The sequence below is a fragment of the Paenibacillus sp. FSL R10-2778 genome, assembly GCF_038593035.1.
GTDB lineage: Bacteria > Bacillota > Bacilli > Paenibacillales > Paenibacillaceae > Paenibacillus_AQ > Paenibacillus_AQ odorifer.
On sequence record NZ_CP151956.1, the window covers coordinates 1,224,668 to 1,245,202 of the forward strand.

The window sequence follows — 20,535 nt, forward strand, 5'->3', positions numbered from 1 at the left end:
TAAATCTTAGTTATTTAATGGACCCTGATGTTAGTCCACTGATAATCCATTTTTGCGCGAACAAATAGACCACGAGCATCGGGGATAAAGCAAGCAGATACGAAGCAAAGGCTAAGTTGAAATCTGTGCTGAATTGACCTTGGAAGACATACTGTACAAGCGGAAGTGTGTATGAATCCTGATCACCTAGCAGAATCAACGGCAGCATAAAGTCATTCCAAGTCGACAGACAGGAGAGGATACCAATTGTTGCACTGACCGGAGCAAGAAGTGGGAAAATAATCTTCCAGAACGTTCCGAATGTCGTCGCACCATCTACTGTGGCAGCTTCCTCTAGCTCATAAGGAATAGAGCGGATATAGCCAGTGTATACAAACACGTTAAAAGCCAAGCCATAAACAATGTATAGAATAATAAGACCCAGAATGTTGTTCATATGCAGATCCGTTGTCACTTTGACCACAGGCAGCATAATAATCTGGAAAGGAATAAACATTGCGCTGATAAAATAAAAGTAGAGCGCTTTGAAGAATTTTCGGTTCATATTGCGGGCAATCGCGTAGGCTACCATGGAGTTGGTAAGCAAGATGAACACTACTGATGTTATTGTGATCGTGGCGCTATTTCCTAAGGCGTTGAAGAAATTGGTTGCCTTAATGGCATTGGCGAAGTTCTCAAAATGCAGGCCAGTCGGCAGTGAAAAGATGGATTGAGCCATTTCCTCGGGATTTTTTAGCGCGATAGCAATAGTCATGTACAGCGGAAAAAGGATCAGTAGTGAGCCTAGCGCGATAAGAATCGTTGCAGGCCAGTTGCTTGATTTTTTGATCATAAGTCCATCTCCCGTTTCTGCAGAAATTTAAGCTGAAGGGCGGAGATCACAACGATCACGATAAAATAAATCACGGCGTTCGCCGATTGATAGGCAAATTCTCCGCCTTGGAAGCCGCCTGTATAGATTAAGTGGGCAATGGATTGTGTTGAACGTCCAGGTCCCCCACCTGTCAAGGCTACGATTTGGTCGAATACCATTAAGCCGCCCTTCATCGCCAGCACCATGTTGATCGTGAAGAAGGAAGCAAGCATTGGAAAAGTAATGCTCCAGAATTCTCTCCAGCGGCTAGCGCCGTCCAGATTGGAGGCTTCGTAAAGATCTTGCGGAATGGTCTGTAGACCTGCCAGATAGAGAATCGTGTTATAAGCAATTCCCTGCCAAACGGCTACAATGACGATACCGATCCAGGCCCAATCGGAGTTGCCGAGAATGTTCTGCGAAAGGAATTCGCTGCCAAGCTTCTCGCCCCAGATAGGGAATACATTTGCGAACAAATAGTTGAAAATAAAGCCGACAATCAGCACGCTGAGGATATTAGGCAGGAAATATACACCGCGGAAAAAGTTTTTGGCTTTAATCTTGGCGTTAAGCCCAAGCGCAATCAACAAACTGATGATATTGATGAGAATAGTTGTTAAGATGGCATATTTAAAAGTGAACACATATGAATTCAGCACATTTTCATCTTGAAAAATGTTAATGAAGTTCTTAAATCCTACGTAATCAAAGCTGTCACTGAAGCCGTCCCAGTTAGTGAACGAATAATAAATACCCTGCAGTGCAGGAAAGGTGTGAAAGGCAAAGAAAAGAAGCAATGCCGGTATAGTCATTAGATAAAAGGCGACTCGGCGTTTGGCCATCATGTAATCCTCCTTGGAAAAGAGAAAGAGAAGGGGGAGTCCCGTTCTCTTTCTCGGCTCTTATTTGTCAGGTCTCGTTATTTCCGGTCAGCTACCTTATCCCATTCTTTATCAAGCTGTTTCAGGTACGCATCAACATCTTTCTTTTGCAGGAAGGCTTGATTGATGGTATCCACTTTCATTGCACTTGGGATGTAGTGGTCCGCAAAGTCGGCCAAGTTACCTGAGGTAAATGCTGCTTTGAAGCCGTCCATTGTTGGATCATCTTGTGTTACACCTTGCACAGCTGGGAATGCTTTTTGCTCGTTAATGTAGAGGCTGACATTCTCAGGCTGGAGCAGGAATTCAACGAATTTTTTAGCTTCTTCTTTATGTTTAGTGCTCTTAGAGATAGTCAACAATGTGTCTACGCCAGAAATGACCTTATTGTTAGCAGCATCATTTGTCGCTGGGAAAGGGAATACACCAAGCTCAATGGATGGATTAGCCTTCACGATTTCTGGGATCGCCCATACCCCTTGCAGATACATTGCAGATTCACCTTTAGCGAAAGCTGTGTTGCCGTCATTGTAGCCTTTTCCAAAAATATCTTTTTGACCAAACTCCGTCAGCTTAAGCAGCTTTTCAGCAATTTCGGTGAAGCTGTCTGCGAAAGTCACAGTACCTTCAGTACGTTGCTTGAAGAAATCATTGCCTTTAATGATTGTAGAGAGGGAGTTGAACGGCGTAAGGGTTGTCCAGGAATCCTTAAGGGTCAGGTAAAAAGCATTTTTACCGCTGTCCTTGAACTTTTGAGCGACGGCAATGAACTCATCCCAAGTGGTTGGCACGGTAACGCCGGCTTCAGTGAACATCGCTTTATTGTAAATGACACCACTTGCGTTCGAAGAGAATGGAAGACCATTCAGCTCGCTCGAACCTGTCAGGTCTTTCAGCATTTGAACATAAGCAGGCTGGATATTTTCAGCAAGTGGATCACTTGAGAAGTCTTCAAACAGACCACTTCCGGATAATGTTTTGTAGGTGTCAGTGGCACCGATACCGACCACGTCAGGGATGTCTTTTTTAGCTGCACGAGTCTTCAGCACTGTTTCGGCATCCGGTGGGTTCACTTGAGTGACTACGATGTTCGGATTGGCTTCATTAAATTTCGCAACCAGCTTGTCGAAGGTGGCTTTGGCTTCGGTCTTATTTTGGAAAAACTCGATTTTTACCTTGTCACCGGAGGAGTTCCCGCCGCTAGATGTGTTGTCAGCCGCATTGTTACCACTATTGCTACCGCAGGCGCTAAGCACGGACATAGCCAGTAGACTAACCATTACGGGTTTAATTGTTTTTTTCATGATAAATCCTCCTAATAATGTGTTGGTATTATGGTGAATTTGCTAAGGGTAAACGTTTACGTTGACGGCAAACTTAAATGATGTTCGTGTTCTTCTAAGCGACGGGTATGCAATAAAGTGAACAGTAAACGTTTACGTAATATTGATAAAAAGACTTAGGTAAGCGATCTTACCGTTTGTCTTTCCACAATTGTGTGATCGACAATCTGGCTGTTGACAGACTCGCCTGTTTCAATCATCTGAATGAGCTTCTCCACGGCGATCTTTCCAATATCGTACAGCGGTTGGCGTACTGTTGTTAAAGGCGGAATAACCATTTTGGCTAATCCAAGATCGTCATATCCCATAATGGAGATATCCTCGGGCACGCTTAGACCATTTTTGATAACGGTAGAGAGGGCACCAATCGCCATTTCATCACTAGCAGCAAAAACGGCAGTCACATCAGGCGCTTGCTCCAAAAGAGTCTCCATAGCTATACTTCCGCTCTCATACAAAAAATCTCCGTAAGCAAGATAGCGGCTGTCAAAAGGAATACCATTTGCTTCAAGCGCATGCTTATAACCTTCTGCTCTTGGCGCACCAGCGATAAGATCGCTAGGGTTTCCACTAATCATGGCTATTTTGCGGTGACCTTTTGAAATTAAGTAGAGGATAGCGTCAAAAGCTGCTCGATAATCATCTACTTTCACATAAGGGACCTTGGCGAATTCTGTTTGGGAAGAGACCAATACAACGGGGATCCTCATGGTTTCGAGCACATCGTAATATTCTTTCTTAAGGACTTCACTAGAAAAAATAATGCCATCAACCTGTTTCTCTCTCAGGAGCTGTAAGTACTTCAACGTTCTTTTACCGTCCTGATCGGTATTGCATACCATCACACTGTAGTTCCGGTCATTGGCCAATTCTTCAATACCTTTGAGCAGATCGGAAGAGAAGGCACCAGAAACACTAGGGAACATAACACCAATGGTTTGTGTACGCTTATTGATTAGACCCCGGGCAATCGCATTGGGTTGATAACCAATTTCTTTGATCGCCTCATTTACCTTTTGTTTCGTTTTGTCCGAATACCCACTTAAATTGTTTAGCACGCGAGAGACTGTGGCAATGGAAACGTTCGCTTTCTGTGCAACATCTTTAATCGTTGGGTTCATTCCTATGAGCTCCTTAAACTACGGTTATCCTTGAATTAAACGCTTACGCTGATGAGAGTAAGTTATGAAAGAAGAGAACGTAAACGCTTACCCCGAATATAAATGCTGGTAGGCGCTTTTGTCAACTGTACTTAAAAAATAAAAAAATGATCAAAACTACGCAAGAGCAGTAATCTTTTAATAGGAATGAAACCAATGTATATACCAAAAATTCACTTAGAAATATCGGAATTGACAAAAGAATATTGGAGGTCTAACATTTAGAGAGTAAACGCTTACGTAAAATTTTTAAATATGGTATGCAAGCTCTAGTTATAATGATTTACTCGGATAAGGAGTTGCATTTATGAATATTTATCTCGAGATTCCGGATGTGGATAAGCACTTTCCTTACCGCAGTTTACTCTGCAATGGTGATACGTTGTGTTATCCGCATTGGCATAAAGAAATTGAAATTATTTATGTTACCAAAGGAAGCCTGAATCTGGGAATTAACGATACCCCTATTCACATGGAGCAGGGCGAAGTTCAGTTTATCAATGGTGGGGATGTGCATTATTTTCTCTCTTCACCTGAGAGTGAACGGGTAGTGATTCAATTTGACCTGAATTTGTTTCAAGAAGTAGCCGCTTTGAACGGTAATGACTACTCACTTCGTGAGGTCTTTACGCTTATGGAGTATTCCAGTTCTAGATGGCCCGTGGCAACTGCCGCGAAGGTCAAAGGGCTGATTGAGAGTATTTACGAGGAAGATGTACAGCGAAGAGAAGGATATGTTTTTCTAATCAAGGCTAGATTGTTTGAACTGCTGACCGTTATTCTACGGGAGGTACCGAAGAGTCCGATCAAGAAACAGCCTAAGTTCTCGGAAGATACACTGAATCAATCCAGAGAAACACTGGAGAGACTAGAGCGGATTTTTATCTATGTGGAGCAGCATTACCAGGAGGCTATTACGCTGAATGAGGTAGCTAATTATATGGGGTTTAGTCCTTATTATTTTACCAAATTGTTCAAGAAAAACACGGGCATGACCTTTATCGCGTTCTTAAACGAATACCGGCTTAACAAAGCCAAATGGATCTTGATCAATGAAGATCTGCCGATGTCTGCCGTGGCGGAAGCAGCCGGGTTTGGCAGCGTGAAGACCTTCCATCATTTTTTCAAGGAAGCAACGGGGATATCCCCGCTGAAATACCACAAGACAATATTCGGGAATAATACAGCAAGATTACAGGAAGAAAGCCCTTCCTCAGCTTTGTATGATAGAGATATCAAAACAGGAATAAGTGGAGGTTAGACCAGAATGACTTTAACAGTAGGAATTATCGGCTGCGGAGGTATTGCGAACGGCAAGCACATGCCCGCGTTAAAAAAAGTAGAAGGTGCGCGTATGGTTGCTTTTTGTGATATCGTCGCTGAACGTGCCGAGAAGGCAAAAGCGGAGTTTGGAGATGAGCAGTCCGTAGTTTACACAGATTATAAAGAGCTTCTTAACGATGCAAGTATAGATGTGATACATGTATGTACGCCGAATATTTCCCATGCGGAGATTTCCATTGCGGCTATGGAAGCAGGCAAACACGTAATGTGTGAGAAGCCGATGGCTAAAACCACGGCAGAAGCACAAGCGATGATCGAGGCCTCAGAGCGAACTGGGAAAAAGCTGACCATCGGTTATCAGAACCGTTTCAGACCAGATTCAGCTTATCTGCATGCGGTATGTGAGAATAATGAGCTTGGTGAGATCTATTACGCCAGAGCTAAGGCTATCCGTCGTCGCGCGGTCCCAACTTGGGGTGTGTTTTTGGATGAAGAAGCGCAAGGCGGCGGCCCGTTGATTGATATCGGTACCCATGCGCTCGATTTGACCCTGTGGATGATGGATAATTACAAACCTAAATATGTCGTGGGCAACGCTTATCATAAGCTGTCCGGTCGTAAAAATGCTGCGAATGCTTGGGGCCCGTGGGATCCTGAGAAGTTTACAGTTGAGGATTCCGCCATTGGATTCATCACTATGGAGAATGGGGCTACCATCGTCTTAGAGGCAAGCTGGGCACTGAATACACTCGATGTCGGTGAGGCCAAAACGGTACTTTGTGGGACTGAAGGCGGAGCAGATATGGAGAAGGGTCTGCGCATTAACGGAGAAGCCTACGGTAAAACCTTTGAAAAGCATATCGGTCTGGATGCCGGTGGCGTCGACTTTTATGATGGTGCAGGAGATGATCCTGCGGTGATAGAGGCAGCTCAGTGGATTGACAGCATTGTAAATGACACCGAGCCTGTAGTGAAGCCGGAGCAGGCGTTGGTTGTGACTCGCATCTTGGAGGCTATTTATAAATCCTCTGAAACTGGAATGCCTGTGTTTTTTGAATAATCAAGCAAATTCGATGGTCATAGATAAATATGAACTAGGAGCGTGTCTCAAGTGACAAGAGTAACCGTATGGAATGAATTCCGTCATGAACGGCAGGAAGAAAGAATTCTTAAGGTCTATCCGCAAGGTATTCATGGACAACTGGCAAGTTTTCTGCAAGAGGCAGGACTGGACACTCAGACAGCTACGCTGGATGAACCAGAGCACGGACTGACGCAAGAGGTATTGGATAACACGGATGTACTGATCTGGTGGGGACATATCGCCCATCATGAAGTAAGTGATGAGATTGTAAACCGTGTACATGCGCGAGTGCTGCAAGGTATGGGACTTGTAGTGCTTCATTCGGGCCATATGTCCAAAATCTTTATGAAATTAATGGGCACCAGCTGCGATCTGAAATGGCGTGAAGCTGAGGAGAAGGAGCGCCTGTGGGTCATGGACCCAAGTCACCCGATTGCTGAGGGCATTGGTGAATACATCGACTTGGAGCAAGAGGAAATGTACGGTGCGCATTTTGATGTGCCAGCACCAGAGAGTCTTGTATTTGTCGGCTGGTTCGAAGGCGGCAACGTCTTCCCAAGCGGATCGACCTACCGTAGAGGCAGCGGGAAGATCTTTTATTTCCAGCCTGGTCATGAATCTTATCCAACCTATTACAACAAGGATATTCAAAAAGTCATCATCAATGGCGTGAACTGGTGTGCACCAACGAAACGTGACTATCCGGTTTACGGACATTCTGAAGCCTTAGAGCCTATCAAAGAAAAGGTGGTCGTATAAATGAAATTAGGCGTATTTGATCCTGTATTTGGAAGCTTGAGTCTTGACGAGATGTTAGATAAAATCGCCGCCGCAGGTTTGAATGCGGTAGAGATCGGCTCGGGCGGTAATCCCGGCAATGCTCACTGTCCGACAGATGAGCTGCTTGCGAGCGAGTCAGCACGTCAAGAATATTTGGAAAAGTTCACGAAACGTGGCATTATGATCAGTGCCTTCAGTTGCCATAATAACCCGATTTCACCAGATAAAGAAGAAGCCCGCGCCGGGGATGAAATTCTCCGTAAATCGATCAAGCTGGCTTCACTCATGGGTGTTAAGGTCGTGAACACTTTTTCGGGAACGGCTGGGGACAGCGATGAGGCAAAAGCACCGAACTGGCCAGTCACACCTTGGCCTACCGTGTACAGCGACATCAAAACCTGGCAGTGGGAACATAAGCTGATCCCTTACTGGAAGGAAATCGGCAAGCTGGCCGAGGAGCATGGCGTTAAGATCGGCATCGAGCTGCATGGCGGCTTTCTGTGCCATACCCCTTATACGATTTTGAAGCTTAGAGAAGCAACCTGCGATGCTATCGGAGCCAATCTGGATCCGAGCCATCTGTGGTGGCAAGGTATTGATCCTGTAGGTGCCATTAAGATTCTCGGTAAAGCTGGCGCGATTCACCATTTCCATGCCAAGGATACTTACTTGGATCAGGACAACATCAATATGTATGGTCTGACCGATATGCAACCTTATGGCGATGTGCAGACCCGCGCATGGACCTTCCGCTCCGTTGGTTGCGGCCACAGCATATCTGAGTGGTCAGATATCATGAGCGCGCTGCGCACTTACGGTTATGATTATGTGGTGAGCATCGAGCATGAAGACCCTCTTATGACGGTTGACGAAGGCTTCCAACGTGCAGTAACCAATTTGCAATCCATTCTTATTCATGACCAGCCCCAGGGTATGTGGTGGGTGTAAGGTCGAATTAGAAAGCCTTGATTCTCTATTTAGAGAATCAAGGCTTTTTTTTGCGTGTAGTGGGGATGTAGGGAGAGCGGGAGAGCGGGAGAGCGGGAGAGCGGGAGAACGGGAGAGCGGGAGAGCGGGAGAACAGGAGAACGGGAGGGGAGAGCGGAAGAGCGGAAGAAAGAACGGAAGGGAGTAGAAACGAGCTGACAAAGAGATAGGGAGGGGGTAGGGACGAGTAGTAGCTAATAAGAAACGAACTAGAAACTAATCAGAAATGTACTGGAAACCAACTAAAAACCAACCTGAAACTAACTGGTTTGCCAAAGGACTCAGATGCAGCTATTCGCGAGTTTTAGACCTTTTGGAGCGAGTTTCGGACCCGAGAGACCTTATTGGTCCCGAAGAGCAAGGAATTCGAGGGTATTTGAGCAAATAACTGCGCTGGAGTCCGATAGCATCTCAAAACAGCGGATTTGTTGCAAATAGGGTCTCTGGAGTCCGCGACTTATGCGCTTATACGCTAGCTGATCTGCGATGGTAAAACCGTAGTTAGTTTGGTGTTAGAGCGTTAGAAGCGTGGTGGGGTGTGGGAGTAGATAACTGTGCTAACGGACTCAGATGCAGCTATTCGCGTGTTTTAGGCCTTTTTGAGCAAGTTTCGGACCCGAGAGACCTTATTGGTCCCGAAGAGCAAGGAATTCGAGGGTATTTGAGCAAATAACTGCGCTGGAGTCCGATAGCATCTCAAAACAGCGGATTTGTTGCAAATAGGGTCTCTGGAGTCCGCGACTAATACGCCAGCTGATCTGCGATGGTAAAACCGTAGTTAGTTTGGGGGCTGGTGCGTTGAGCTTCGGGAGAATGGGATACGGGCAAATGTGCAGCGCAGTTAGTTTAGGGCTGGAGCGTCAGGAGCGTGGTGGAGATGTGGCGGAGATGTGGTGGAGATGTAGTGGAGATGTGGTGCAGATGATGTGGTAGGTAACTGTGCTAACGGTAACGGGCAAATGAGCGGACGCAGTAATGAACGCAGTAATGTATGAGACGTAGGGCAGAAATGTATGAGACGTAGGGTGGAAATGTATGAGACGTAGGGCAGAAATGTATGAGACGTAGGGTGGAAATGTATGAGACGTAGGGCAGAAATGTATGAGACGTAGGGCGGAAATGTATGAGACGTAGGAAAGAACAAGGTAGAACTGTGCTAACGGACTTAGATGCAGCTATTCGCGTGTTTTAGGGTTTATGGGGCGAGTTTCGGACCCGAGAGACGTTATTGGTCGTGAAGAGCAAGGAATTCGAGGTGTTTTGAGCAAATAGCTGCGCTGGAGTCCGAAAACATCCCAAAACAGCGTAATAGTTGCAAATAGGGGCTCTGGAGTCCGCAACTTATGTGTTTATGCGTATGCTGATCTTTGCGTATCTAAAGATCGGCTTTTTGTCATGCATTCACTGGTTACAGTATTGCAATCTCTGCGTCAAGCGGGAGTGGACGAGTTGAAAAGAATAGGTACAGGCTGGTACGCAACATATTTGAAATGATTTCGTCTTTATATAACGGAGGTGGAGCAAGATGAATTTATGCTTTTCGGGAGGCCGGTTTCAAACTTTTTTACAGCGGAACATTAAACTGATGCTTGTATTTGGACTTTTGTTCGCTGCTTGCTTTACAGGAGTTGGAAGGGTGGAAGCTGCTGGCTCAGATCTGATCATCGTGAACAAAAAAACAAACAAACTCGCGTATTTCAGTGACGGCAAGCTGGTGAAGACTTTTCCGGTTGCCACAGGAAAGTCGAAGGAACTGACGCCAGAAGGTAGCTTCAAAATGGTGGTTAAGGTAAAAAACAGACCCTACTACAAAGAGAAAATTCCCGGTGGGGACCCGGCCAATCCGCTTGGCGACCGCTGGCTGGGGCTGGAAGTGAACGGTACCTATGGCACGACGTATGCGATTCACGGCAATAATAATGAGTCATCGATAGGGAAGTATGTTAGCGCTGGTTGTATTCGAATGCATAATGATGATATTCATTGGCTGTATCCAAAAGTAGCCAAGAATACTCGAGTTATCATTACAACGAGCACACTGGCTATGGAGAATATTGCAACTAAAAACGGGTACTCTGTGGGAAGTAATAAGTTTGCGGGAACTTTTGAGATCAATGGGACGACAACAAAGCTGAAGGATCCTTTTATATTGGAAAATTCCCGTGTGTTTGTTCCGCTGAGAGAATCCGTGGCCTTACTGGGTGGTACTTTGCAGAGTGAAGCGGGGACAGGAGCACTGATAATTACGATCGGCAATCGTACGGTGACACATAAGCCATTATCCAATAAGGCTATTGTGAATGGGAAATCCATTACGATTTTACCGTCACGCAATGAAAATAACCGATTACTAATTCCGCTGAGTATCCTGCCTGATTTATTTGCTGTTCAGGTGCAGTGGAATGCGCAGACTCAGGTGGTAAAGATTAAGTTATAATTGTTCTTGGCCTTTTATTTCTGATTTAAATTGTTATATACTGTACTTATTCTAAAATACGGACAATTACGGAGGGCCACCGACTGATGAATAACTAACACGTTTCCTGAAACAGACCATAAAGTTTGTGAAGTGCATATGCACAAGTCACGGAGCACCCGCGCAGGGTGATAACGGTCAGGGATACGTGTGTCGGTCGGGGGTCTTACGATGCTTTTATATGGATAGTTCTATCTATTGTGTTGGTTTACTCTGCATCCAGCAGGTGAACACGGCCGTAGTCTATCCATGTCTGGGCACATTCCCCCTTCATACGCTATTCGACCGCAGACCGCTGGCTGCGGTTTTTTATTTGCAATGAAATCGGAGGAATGAAAGATGACTGTAATTAAAGTGAAGAATTTACGTAAGGAATGGAATGGGGTCCCTTTATTTAAGGAGGTATCCTTTGAGATAGCAGAGGGAGAGCGCGTGCTTTTATTCGGACGAAACGGGATTGGCAAAACCACACTGCTTAAGGGGCTGATCGGTCGCCTTACTTTTGAAGAGGGAGGTATCTATCATGGTTTACCATCTGAAGAATGGGGTGTGCTCGATCAACAGCTTGAGGTACCGGGGGAAGTAACCGCATTGGACTACGTTCTTTCAGGGTCAGCACAGCTGCCTGAATTAAAACGCCAGCTGGAAGCCCTCAGTCAGAGACTGCAGGAGCAGAAAGCTGATAACGAAACTGAATTGGCTGAATATACAGAGGTGTACGATCGTTACTTGCAGCTTGATGGATATGGCTGGGAGGTCAAAGCGGAAAAAAGTCTAAAGCAGCTCAAGCTTGAACATGCGGTCTGGGATTTGCCATACGTCTCACTTAGTGGAGGGCAAAAGACACGGGTGCAATTAGCAGCATTATTAGCCCGGCAGCCCAAGCTATTGATTCTGGATGAACCGACCAATCACATAGATGGAGAAACGATGGAGTGGTTGGAGCATTGGGTGTGCACCTACCCTGGAACCGTGTTTTATGTATCACATGATCGAACATTTATTGATCGAACTGCGACGTCTGTGCTGGAGCTTAGTCCGGAGGGATGCCGGCGTTATTCGGGTGGATATACACAATACCGGGAGCAGAAGACTATAGAGCTGAGAACATTGGAGGGACAGTATAAAAAGCAGGAGCAAGAAAAGGAGAAGCTGCTGGAGAGCATTAGGCGGTATGCAGAATGGTTCCAGCAAGCGCATCGTGCTGCCGGACAAAATGATTTTCTGCGTTCGAAATCCAAGAAAAATGTGTCTCGTTTCCATGCCAAGGAAGCTGCACTGGAACGGTTAAATAAGAACCGTGTAGAATTGCCCCGTGAGACTGGCAAGCTGAAGATGAAGCTGGAAAGCGAAGAGTTTCTGGCAGATTCTTTACTGACACTCCGTGAGATAGAGTTTGCCTATCAGGGGAGTGCGCCTTTTCTTAGGGATTTCAGTTTGTCGCTAAACCGGGGAGACCGACTGTCTATTCTGGGTCCTAATGGTGTTGGAAAGTCTACGCTGCTGAAATTGATTGCAGGGATCAATAAGCCTACAAAAGGTGAAGTGCGGCTGCATCCACGGACGACAATCGGTTATTTTGCACAAGAGCTAGATAACTTAGAAATGAACTCTACGATTCTGGATAGCTTGCTTGAACTGCCGGGAATGACCCAAACGGAGGCGCGGACGATTCTAGGTTGCTTTTTATTTACGCGGGACGATGTATTTAAACGGATTGGGGATTTGAGTCTGGGAGAGAAATGCCGTGTGGCTTTTCTCAAGTTGTATTTTGGAAAAGCGAATTTATTGGTTTTAGATGAACCCACTAATTATCTGGATATTGACACTAGGGAACGAGTAGAAGAGGCACTTATGGTGTATCCCGGCGGGTTAGTAATGGTCTCGCATGACCGTTATCTTCACTCTAAAGTGGCTAATCGCTTGGTGATTTTAGAGCCGTCTCAGGCACCAAAGTTTTTTCAAGGAACGTATGCTGAATACTTCGCAAAAGACAGAACCCGTCTGCTTACTGGTATAGAACAGGCTCGGGAGGATAACCTTGCCCTCCTGCAGCTGCGTCTGAATCAGCTGATTCAGAGTAGCGGTGTGGATTCTGAGGCGGAGAATGCAGCGCTAGTGGCGGAAATCGTTAATTTGCAGCGACAAATACAGGAACTAAGGGGCGAGGGGAAACCCGCATCCTCCTAAGCTGATAAAAAACACAACCTTGCTCAGGATAAATTTATCTTGGGCAGGTTGTGTTTTTAGGTAGGAGTCGTAAGGTGTAAGGTGTATAATTTGGAGGAATGTGGATTTTTTGGCGATAAAGAAACCTTGAGAGGATGGTTGCAGAATTGCTGAAATTGGGCTCTTTTATATTGGAATTACTTCGCTTGTGTATATTGCTTGTGCTGACTTTGTTAGTTTTGGGTTGGGCAGAAAGATTGATTTATCAATTGATATTTGGTCAGCCCGTGTATAACTGGAGTATGGGACTCGGGAATTTATTGTTATTTTTTATGCTGTACCGGAATCATTTTCAGTTTAAAGGCTGGTATAAATCAGAGAAAAATAAAAAGCTAAACCTCCTCACCACAAGAATAATCACCGTAATTTCTATAGGACTAATAATCCTGCCGACAGGGCTAGGCTGAGCTTATGAAGATTAGAATCATTGGAGCTTGCGGCAGTGGCAAATCCTATATCGCCCGGGAGTTATCTAAAAAATACGGTGTAGAGTATTACGAGACTGACAACTTGGTATGGGACAGAAGTGCCGAGAATTTGCGCTTTTCAGTTGAAGCAAGGGATGCTCAGTTGGAGGAAATCCTTGATAAACCCTCATGGATTCTGGAAGGCGCACATTACAAATGGGGACAAGAGAGTTTTAAAGCTGCTGACTTAATCGTTATTTTGAATCCTAATAAAGTGATCAGGGATTTGAGAGTGTTTACAAGGTTTATAAAAACAAGACTGGGTTTAGAGCAAGCGAATTACAAGCAGTCATTTAAGAATCTGTATGTGATGATTTTTGAATGGAACCGTGGATATGATCAGGAGGCCGCACATAGGATTATAGAGTTAACGGATACTCTGTCTGATAAACGGGTAATTGTGAAAAATAACAAAGAGCTGGAGTCCATTATCCAAGAGCATCTGAGGAAGGGATTGTTAAATAGGGATTGAGCGACAAAGTAAATGATAGAGAGAGGAGTGCTTGCATGGATAACATTCTACCCGAGCATTTGGATCAGGAGAATTTTATAGGCTTTTGGAAAAGAGTGCTGGCTTCCATTCTTGATTTCCTGGTCATTGGAATACCTGGGGTTATCGTATACTGGATACTCAATTCATTAGCTGTTTCATTACATTCGGAGATACCTATTATCCTGGAGTACATTTTGTTTATCGCATTTGATATCTTTATGATCGTTAGATTTGGCGGAACTCCAGGGAAGCTGATTTTAAAAATAAAAATTGTCAATGAGCAAGGGAATTACCCTACAGTGAAGGAAGCGCTGATTCGAAATGTTTTCCGAATGATTAGTATGATTCTTTCAATGGTAATTGCGGTCAGCAGCTATGACTTTACCGTTATTTCCGCCAAATTATCCTTATGGTCGGATTTGGCTTTTGACCTCACTCAAATCCTGGGTCCAATCATGCTGGTGGATTACTTGTTGGTTGGATTACATCGCCGTAAACGTGCGATTCACGATTTGCTGGCTGGCACTTATGTTGTTGAGAAATCCGCAATTTGAAGAATGCTTTTCACCAAGCATTCTTTTTTTAAACATTATGTATTTTACTATTAAATATTTTAGTGTTAAAATACTTTTATAAGCAGCTGATCATCATGAATGCCAAAGGAGAACCTCTTGGAAAATCCAGATATTTTTAAGCTAATACATGCAGTTGAATTATTTACGAATGAAGTTATTGTCCGATGGATGAACGCATTTGATCACAATATTGGGATATCTCCAGTTCTAGTCTTGGGCGAATTGAATAAAAAAGGTCCCTTGAAGCAGACTATTTTGGCTAAGAGACTAGGATATACGCCGGGAGCAATGACAAACATTGCTAATCGACTAATTAAGCAGGAGATGGCCGAGCGAAAATATAACGAAGATGATCGACGGAATGTACTTCTATCTATCACGGACAAAGGAAAAGACGTTCTGAAGGAAGCACAGCTTAAGGGACAGGAGCTAAGAGCTGAAATGTTCCAAAAGCTCAATGAGGAGGAACTGCAGCAATTCTTGAAAATCTATGAGAAGTTGTTAACGAGCTTTGATAGCTCTGAAACATAAACCAAGTCATCTTAGAAGCACAATAACATTATAAAGGGGTATGAACATGGGAAGAGTTCAAGGTAAAGTTGCATTAGTAACTGGAGGCGCTTCAGGTATTGGCTTATCAGCTGCCACTCTATTAGCTAGAGAAGGAGCAAAGGTTGTTATTGCCGATTTTAATGTGGAAGCAGCCAAAGAAGCAGCATCTAAGATTAAAAATGAAGGCGGAGAAGCTGAAGGTCTTTTCTTAGATGCCTCCCAAGCGGATTCGATCAAGGAAGCTGTTGACTTCACAGTTGCTCAGTATGGCACCATCACAATATTGTTCAATAATGTCGGTCTAACTAATCTGCAAAAAGACCTTGATGTGGTCAATATAGATTTGGAAGAGTGGGATCGCCTGATGAACGTAAATACCAAAAGTGTTCTGTTAGGCAGCCGTTTTGCTATTCCTCATATGATTAAAGCGGGCGGAGGCTCGATCATTAACACGGCTTCGATGTCAGCATTTGCTGGCGATTCATTGCGTACTGCTTATGGCTCCTCTAAGGCAGCGGTTGTGAACCTTACTCGTTACATCGCTACACAATATGGTAAAGAGAAAATCCGTTGTAATGGAGTGGCACCTGGGCTGATCCTGACACCTGCGGCAGCAAGAAATATGCCGCCAGCTGTATTGGATATTTTCCAAAAATTCAACGCGCTGCCTTATCATGGTGAAGCTGATGATATCGGCAATACGGTTTTGTTCCTGGCATCGGATGAATCCAAATTCATCACAGGCCAAACAATTGAAGTAGAGGGTGGCCACTATATGTCTAACCCAAGTATCACGGATTTCCAGAATTACATGATGGAAGCTAAATCTAAATAAAAGATTATGTGTAATTAAAAATCCGGTCCATGCTCGAATTTGTCGAGCGGGACCGGATTTTTGTTTATTTTAATGAATTAGCGTACCTCTAAAACCTCCTGCATAAAGGTCTTCAGAGCGGAGGGTTTGGCACTTGCAATCCATTGCTTCAGCACATCCGTCTGACCGTTCACGTACCATTCAAGCTTCTCTTTTAACTCTTGGTCAAAGACTTTAGGTTGATTTTTTCGTTCCGCTAACAGTTGTTTAATCATTCGTGGCCAGCGATACCCACTATGACCAAAGCTGAGTTCAGGATAACGCTCAGCAAGTGTCATTACCGAAGAGAGTGATTCACCAGCGTATAATTCTGCCGCCAAAAAGCTGCCAATAAAACGATGGCTATCATCATACTTTAGGGCGATCGCGAATTGTTTACGAGCTTCTTCCAGCTTCCCTTGTTGCATGAGTGCTGTGGCGTTAATAGAAAGTACATAACCGTTAGTATTGGGTCGGTTTAGTTCGTTGTAGTAGGAATAATATTCGTTATACGACTTCCAGTCCGCATGGTCAAAATAGTACTGCGATAATGTGAAGGCGTAATTAGTAGAAGGCTGTAGTTGTATTAGCTTTTCGAGTAAAGGAATCGCCTTATCTTCTAATGTTGTATCCTTTGTGAGGGATGATTTTGCCAGCATCAACTTTACTAGCATGTGCAGGGCATGAACATCCTGTGGGTCATCGGCAATATTTTTTTGGTACATTTCTAGTGCCTGATCCGGTTTCTTATCCAGTAAGAGTTGGTCAGCCGCAGTAAGCTCTCTTTCCTTGAGATAAAAGAACGGCAGATTGCCGACGGTGTCTTCGTTCAATCTGTAGCCATTACTGCGGGTAATCAGGCGTCCATCTGCATCTAAGGCTTCAATATTCCAAGAAAAGCGCACTTCGGGATTCATAAATCCGAGAAGGGAGAGGGGATCAATAGATTCCCAGCCATCTCCACTGCTGCCATAGGAAAAACCGCCGCCATCGTAAAGTTCTTCTACAGGAATGGAGATATGGTTATCTACAATACGATCCCGAATTTGTACGCCCAACACGGCCCCCTCCCCGCCACCGCTTAAACGATAGTAAGCTGCACCTTCAACAGCTTTCCAGCGGAAATCTATGGTCTTGCCTGTTAGGGTTTCCTGATTAATGGGAGACTGCAGCTCAAGCAGAGGTTGTAGAACTATGCTCTCATTCAACCTGTCATCTGGTTTAACTTCAATCCAATCGTCATATTGTACAGGCCAAGTCCAGCCGTCGATCTGATCATAGCCAAGTCCAAGCTGTAACTGATAAAAGCCCGGAATCACACCGTGAAATTCGAAACGTCCTTCAGTATCTGTGACGATTCGGTAGGGTTCAGCAGAAGTGATGCTATGGTTAACTTCGCTTTCAGCGCGAAGGAAAATACCTGCCCGCGGAACTGGGGTGCCATCGCTTCGTGTAAGGGTACCGGAGACGACAGCAGTTGAGGTGTTTCCCATATCTATAGCAGACTGGATTGCGGTTCGAAGCGATTCCAGCTGTCTTTCAGTATCTGAAGTCCCAGCTTCTGGTGCTGCTGCTGATCCTGTATTGTCTGTGGAGCCTTCGTTCGAACTGCTGGTGGCAGCGTTCATTTGTTTATGAATATCCTGCCAGAATTTTTTGTAGCTCTCCAAGCCATCTTTTACTACGGCAAGTGCTTCCTGCGCTTCGCCTTTTGTAAAGAGTAAACGCCCGGTAAGCCATGCTTTTTGTGCGTTTAGCTCTTCCTGATACTCGGATGGAAAGGGGGTTTGTTCAAGAATCGTTTCAGCGGTTGTTATATCGCCACTATTTAGGGCCCGCTCCGCTCGAAGGAGCTCCAGCTGTTTAGCTACAGAGGAGCTGCTGTTTAACTGTTTCGCTGCGGTGATTAGCGCTTGATCTCCATCTTCCTTTCGGCCAAGAGCATCATATTCATAAGCTAACTGCTTAGCCGCAAATATACGTGTATTATCCGAAGGCCCCTCAAGGATATATTCCTCAAGTAAAGGTACTATGTCCTCCGGTAACAGACCGGAACGCTGGGTTTCATCATTACTCCACTGGCTCATCGAAGGACTGACATTAACGTCATATCTGTAGGGATCATAGCTGTGATCCTTATCAAGGATGTTTGTACGAATTAGCTCGATACGTTTACTCCCGGTTGTGGAAGCCAGCTTATGCAGAAGATCAGTCCTAGCAATGTTAGATTGAATAGCTGTGCTCTGATCTACCTGCGCCTGTGAAGGTAAGAAGTTAAACAGAAGAATAAGCAGGGAGGCAGGGAGCAACACGAATAACACCAGATGTTTGATTTTTATCTTAATTCTCATGTTTTTTCACCGCCTGCTCGTAGATATCCTTCCAATACGTATTGCCTCCAGCTTCGATTAGTTCTCGGTTCGCACGCTGCGGGGTGTTTTGTTGTGGCTGCTGTTTAATCTCTGGCTGATGCAGGGTCAGCGAAACGATTAGAATTATGGCACCGATCGCACCTATAGGTTTGACAGGGATCTCAATTTCCTTATTCCACAGCGCCAATAAACGAGCTCCAAAGGTTGGAGGGTGAGTCTGCTTAATGACCCGGTCGTGTCCAGTGAACTGGAGGTTTTTTAATTCTTCATCAAGCTGCTTTTTGACCACATCGCGTTCTGTATTCATAAGAAATGTCCCTCCTTCACCAAAATCTTTTTTAAGAGCGTCCGGCCTCTGGCGAGTCTGGATTTGATCGTATTTTCAGATGTATTTAATTGCTCGGAAATTTCCCGGATATTCATTTCATGAAAGTAATATAAAGTCAGACATTCCCGGTATAGATAATCTAGATTTCTCATGGACTCGGCGAGCTTGACATTATGCCATTCCACCATAAAAAGCTCTTCCGCTCCGGCTGTGAAGTCAGCATCTTCGTTGGTTTGCAGCTCTGACCCTCCCGCCGGGAAAATATTACGCCAGCTCCAAGTCCGTTGCCTCATGCGGCAGCGATTGACCACTATCCGTATTAGCCATGCCTTCAGCCGGTCCGGCTCCTTTAACTGACTCATTTTGGCATAAGCTTGAATAAAAGTATCTTGTACCGCTTCTTCGGCACTTTGTCTATCTTTAAGCAGTAAAGAAGCGGTTCGCAGCAGCATATCTCCATATTCGTCCATTAACAGGCGGAGAGCTGACTCATCTTTTGCCACAATTCTCTCTATAATATTCAGATGCAGCTCCCCTCCCTTTACTAATAAGATGCGGCTTGGAGGATTAAGGTTGCGTTTTGATGGAAAATTCTTCAACAAATGTCGCGATTACAGTTCGTGTACTCAGAAGGACGAATCTATTGCACAGAATGCAATGGATTGCTTTTTCAAGCAGGATTAGCTCCTTTCTATTGTACGTTCTGCAATGAAACCTTCGAGGCTGGGAATGACGTCTAAGGCCATATGGTTCATGAGTTTATGAGCTTATGAGCTTATGAGTTCACGAGTTTATAGTTAAATGGAGTTATGTGGAGATTTTAAAAGAGAAACTAACTTGAGTTAGGTGTCGGAAAAAAGGGTTTTATGTAGAAAAATAGAGTGTGTGTGAATTTAAGTTGGGAGATATGGGTAAAAGAGGGTTAGCCAGAAGAATTGCCGCTATCCTGCAACTATTTGATTTTCCCCTCGTCTGTATGTTCAGTTTCATTTTTTGCAAGACGACTTTAAGGTAATCCACTAAGGAGATGACATCATGTCAGTACAGATAAAATTAATTGCTTGCTCAATCCTGCTCACAGGAATGATTGGGCTTGCTGGATGCAGTTCGAATAATGAGGCGGGGAATTCAGAATCCCAGGCAACGGCCCCAACAGAAACAGCTGTAACAGCAACCTCTGAGCCGGAAGTTAGTCCATCAAGCACCCCAGCAGAAACTGCACCGGCAGCGACTTCCTCCCCTACGGAGACTGATAAAGATTCAACCAGCTCAAATTCACAAAATAGCGACAAACAGCTTAAAGAGTTACTCGAGCTTGCCAAAAAGGGGAAGGTACCCGGTGTGAAATATGCCGCTCATACCGGACTCATTGATGAGGTCGAAGCGGATTGGGGCAAACCTGATCAACAAGAGTCAGCGGGAAAAGGTATTTATGCAACCTACACTGACAAACATGTCGTGTTTGGATTTAATAAAGGAAGTTTAATCTTCGATGTTCGTTCAAGTGATTCCACACTGCAAAAGCTGACGCTGAAGCAAATTGAGGCAACACTCGGTAAGCCTGACGATACCAAAGTGAACGGAGAGGATAAGATTTACACCTATCAAGCCAATGACCAATACCAGCTGAAATTTATTATTCCAAGCTCGACCGGTACAGTAGATCATATATCCGTATTTAGTGAACAGGATTCTTTTAACAATATGGCTGGGTAAGTGGCATGGGTTAGAAGAGGAGAGAGCAATCATGCAGAGGAATCTGGGGGTTGCTCTTTTTGTATGTTCTTTTTTGAGGTGGAGTAGGCCTTGGACGGACTG

At 44.7% G+C, this 20,535-nt stretch carries 20 protein-coding genes; 13 read left to right on the forward strand and 7 right to left on the reverse strand.

All coding sequences use genetic code 11. The annotated features are described in order from the left end of the window. Positions 1-10 precede the first annotated feature (10 nt). The 4 genes from NST40_RS05300 to NST40_RS05315 all read right to left on the reverse strand — a co-directional run bounded on the left by NST40_RS05300 (position 11) and on the right by NST40_RS05315 (position 4,198). Positions 11-829 (reverse strand): carbohydrate ABC transporter permease, encoded by an 819-nt coding sequence (locus tag NST40_RS05300; protein ID WP_038574152.1) that lies wholly within the window; start codon positions 827-829, stop codon positions 11-13. Continuing rightward, positions 829-1,695 (reverse strand): sugar ABC transporter permease, encoded by an 867-nt coding sequence (locus tag NST40_RS05305; RefSeq protein ID WP_038568998.1) that lies wholly within the window; start codon positions 1,693-1,695, stop codon positions 829-831. The genes NST40_RS05300 and NST40_RS05305 overlap by 1 nt, the downstream gene beginning before the upstream one ends. Before the next feature lie 77 nt (positions 1,696-1,772). Beyond that, entirely contained in the window at positions 1,773-3,038 is a 1,266-nt protein-coding gene (locus NST40_RS05310) for an extracellular solute-binding protein (protein ID WP_076129561.1), read from the reverse strand. 155 nt (positions 3,039-3,193) lie between these two features. Continuing rightward, entirely contained in the window at positions 3,194-4,198 is a 1,005-nt protein-coding gene (locus tag NST40_RS05315; protein ID WP_036680403.1) for a substrate-binding domain-containing protein, read from the reverse strand. 346 nt (positions 4,199-4,544) lie between these two features. On the opposite strand from NST40_RS05315, the gene NST40_RS05320 reads away from it, so the two are divergent. The 12 genes from NST40_RS05320 (at position 4,545) to NST40_RS05375 (ending at position 15,999) form a co-directional block, all read left to right on the forward strand. Further along, the gene (locus NST40_RS05320) at positions 4,545-5,498 is read left to right on the forward strand and encodes an AraC family transcriptional regulator (RefSeq protein WP_076195168.1); all 954 of its coding nucleotides are present in this window, start codon (positions 4,545-4,547) and stop codon (positions 5,496-5,498) included. Positions 5,499-5,504: 6 nt separating this feature from the next. Then, entirely contained in the window at positions 5,505-6,581 is a 1,077-nt protein-coding gene (locus NST40_RS05325; protein ID WP_076129559.1) for a Gfo/Idh/MocA family oxidoreductase, read from the forward strand. Between the two features lie 51 nt (positions 6,582-6,632). Then, positions 6,633-7,364 (forward strand): ThuA domain-containing protein, encoded by a 732-nt coding sequence (locus NST40_RS05330; RefSeq protein WP_038569006.1) that lies wholly within the window; start codon positions 6,633-6,635, stop codon positions 7,362-7,364. Further along, complete coding sequence (locus NST40_RS05335; RefSeq protein ID WP_036680409.1) at positions 7,365-8,333, forward strand: sugar phosphate isomerase/epimerase; 969 nt, start codon at positions 7,365-7,367, stop codon at positions 8,331-8,333. An 837-nt stretch (positions 8,334-9,170) separates the two neighbouring features. Continuing rightward, complete coding sequence (locus NST40_RS05340) at positions 9,171-9,305, forward strand: hypothetical protein (RefSeq protein ID WP_342410474.1); 135 nt, start codon at positions 9,171-9,173, stop codon at positions 9,303-9,305. A 592-nt stretch (positions 9,306-9,897) separates the two neighbouring features. Beyond that, the gene (locus NST40_RS05345; RefSeq protein ID WP_076129557.1) at positions 9,898-10,809 is read left to right on the forward strand and encodes a L,D-transpeptidase family protein; all 912 of its coding nucleotides are present in this window, start codon (positions 9,898-9,900) and stop codon (positions 10,807-10,809) included. Between the two features lie 378 nt (positions 10,810-11,187). Then, positions 11,188-13,038 (forward strand): ABC-F type ribosomal protection protein, encoded by a 1,851-nt coding sequence (gene abc-f, locus NST40_RS05350; protein ID WP_076277890.1) that lies wholly within the window; start codon positions 11,188-11,190, stop codon positions 13,036-13,038. 146 nt (positions 13,039-13,184) lie between these two features. Next, positions 13,185-13,484, forward strand: a complete 300-nt coding sequence (locus NST40_RS05355; RefSeq protein WP_076277916.1) for a hypothetical protein — start codon at positions 13,185-13,187, stop codon at positions 13,482-13,484. A 4-nt stretch (positions 13,485-13,488) separates the two neighbouring features. Beyond that, a complete protein-coding gene (locus NST40_RS05360) occupies positions 13,489-14,016 on the forward strand; it encodes a hypothetical protein (RefSeq protein WP_076186750.1) in 528 nt (175 codons plus the stop codon). A gap of 35 nt (positions 14,017-14,051) precedes the next feature. Continuing rightward, a complete protein-coding gene (locus NST40_RS05365; protein ID WP_076277891.1) occupies positions 14,052-14,591 on the forward strand; it encodes an RDD family protein in 540 nt (179 codons plus the stop codon). A gap of 117 nt (positions 14,592-14,708) precedes the next feature. After that, a complete protein-coding gene (locus NST40_RS05370) occupies positions 14,709-15,143 on the forward strand; it encodes a MarR family transcriptional regulator (RefSeq protein ID WP_076129552.1) in 435 nt (144 codons plus the stop codon). A 46-nt stretch (positions 15,144-15,189) separates the two neighbouring features. Continuing rightward, positions 15,190-15,999: an SDR family oxidoreductase gene (locus tag NST40_RS05375; protein ID WP_076277892.1), complete on the forward strand. Its 810-nt coding sequence runs from the start codon at positions 15,190-15,192 to the stop codon at positions 15,997-15,999. A gap of 77 nt (positions 16,000-16,076) precedes the next feature. Here the strand turns inward: NST40_RS05375 and NST40_RS05380 are convergent, their stop codons facing one another. Genes NST40_RS05380 through NST40_RS05390 form a run of 3 tightly spaced genes read right to left on the reverse strand, consistent with a single transcriptional unit; the run spans position 16,077 to position 19,220 of the window. Continuing rightward, positions 16,077-18,368: a carboxypeptidase-like regulatory domain-containing protein gene (locus NST40_RS05380; RefSeq protein ID WP_342410480.1), complete on the reverse strand. Its 2,292-nt coding sequence runs from the start codon at positions 18,366-18,368 to the stop codon at positions 16,077-16,079. After that, entirely contained in the window at positions 18,358-18,696 is a 339-nt protein-coding gene (locus NST40_RS05385) for a hypothetical protein (RefSeq protein WP_076129549.1), read from the reverse strand. Before NST40_RS05385 ends, NST40_RS05380 begins: the two co-directional genes overlap by 11 nt. After that, the gene (locus NST40_RS05390) at positions 18,693-19,220 is read right to left on the reverse strand and encodes a sigma-70 family RNA polymerase sigma factor (protein ID WP_256719094.1); all 528 of its coding nucleotides are present in this window, start codon (positions 19,218-19,220) and stop codon (positions 18,693-18,695) included. The genes NST40_RS05385 and NST40_RS05390 overlap by 4 nt, the downstream gene beginning before the upstream one ends. A 532-nt stretch (positions 19,221-19,752) precedes the next feature. Between NST40_RS05390 and NST40_RS05395 the strand changes: the two genes are divergently transcribed. Beyond that, a complete protein-coding gene (locus NST40_RS05395; RefSeq protein ID WP_342410482.1) occupies positions 19,753-20,433 on the forward strand; it encodes a DUF4309 domain-containing protein in 681 nt (226 codons plus the stop codon). The last annotated feature ends 102 nt before the right edge of the window (positions 20,434-20,535 follow it).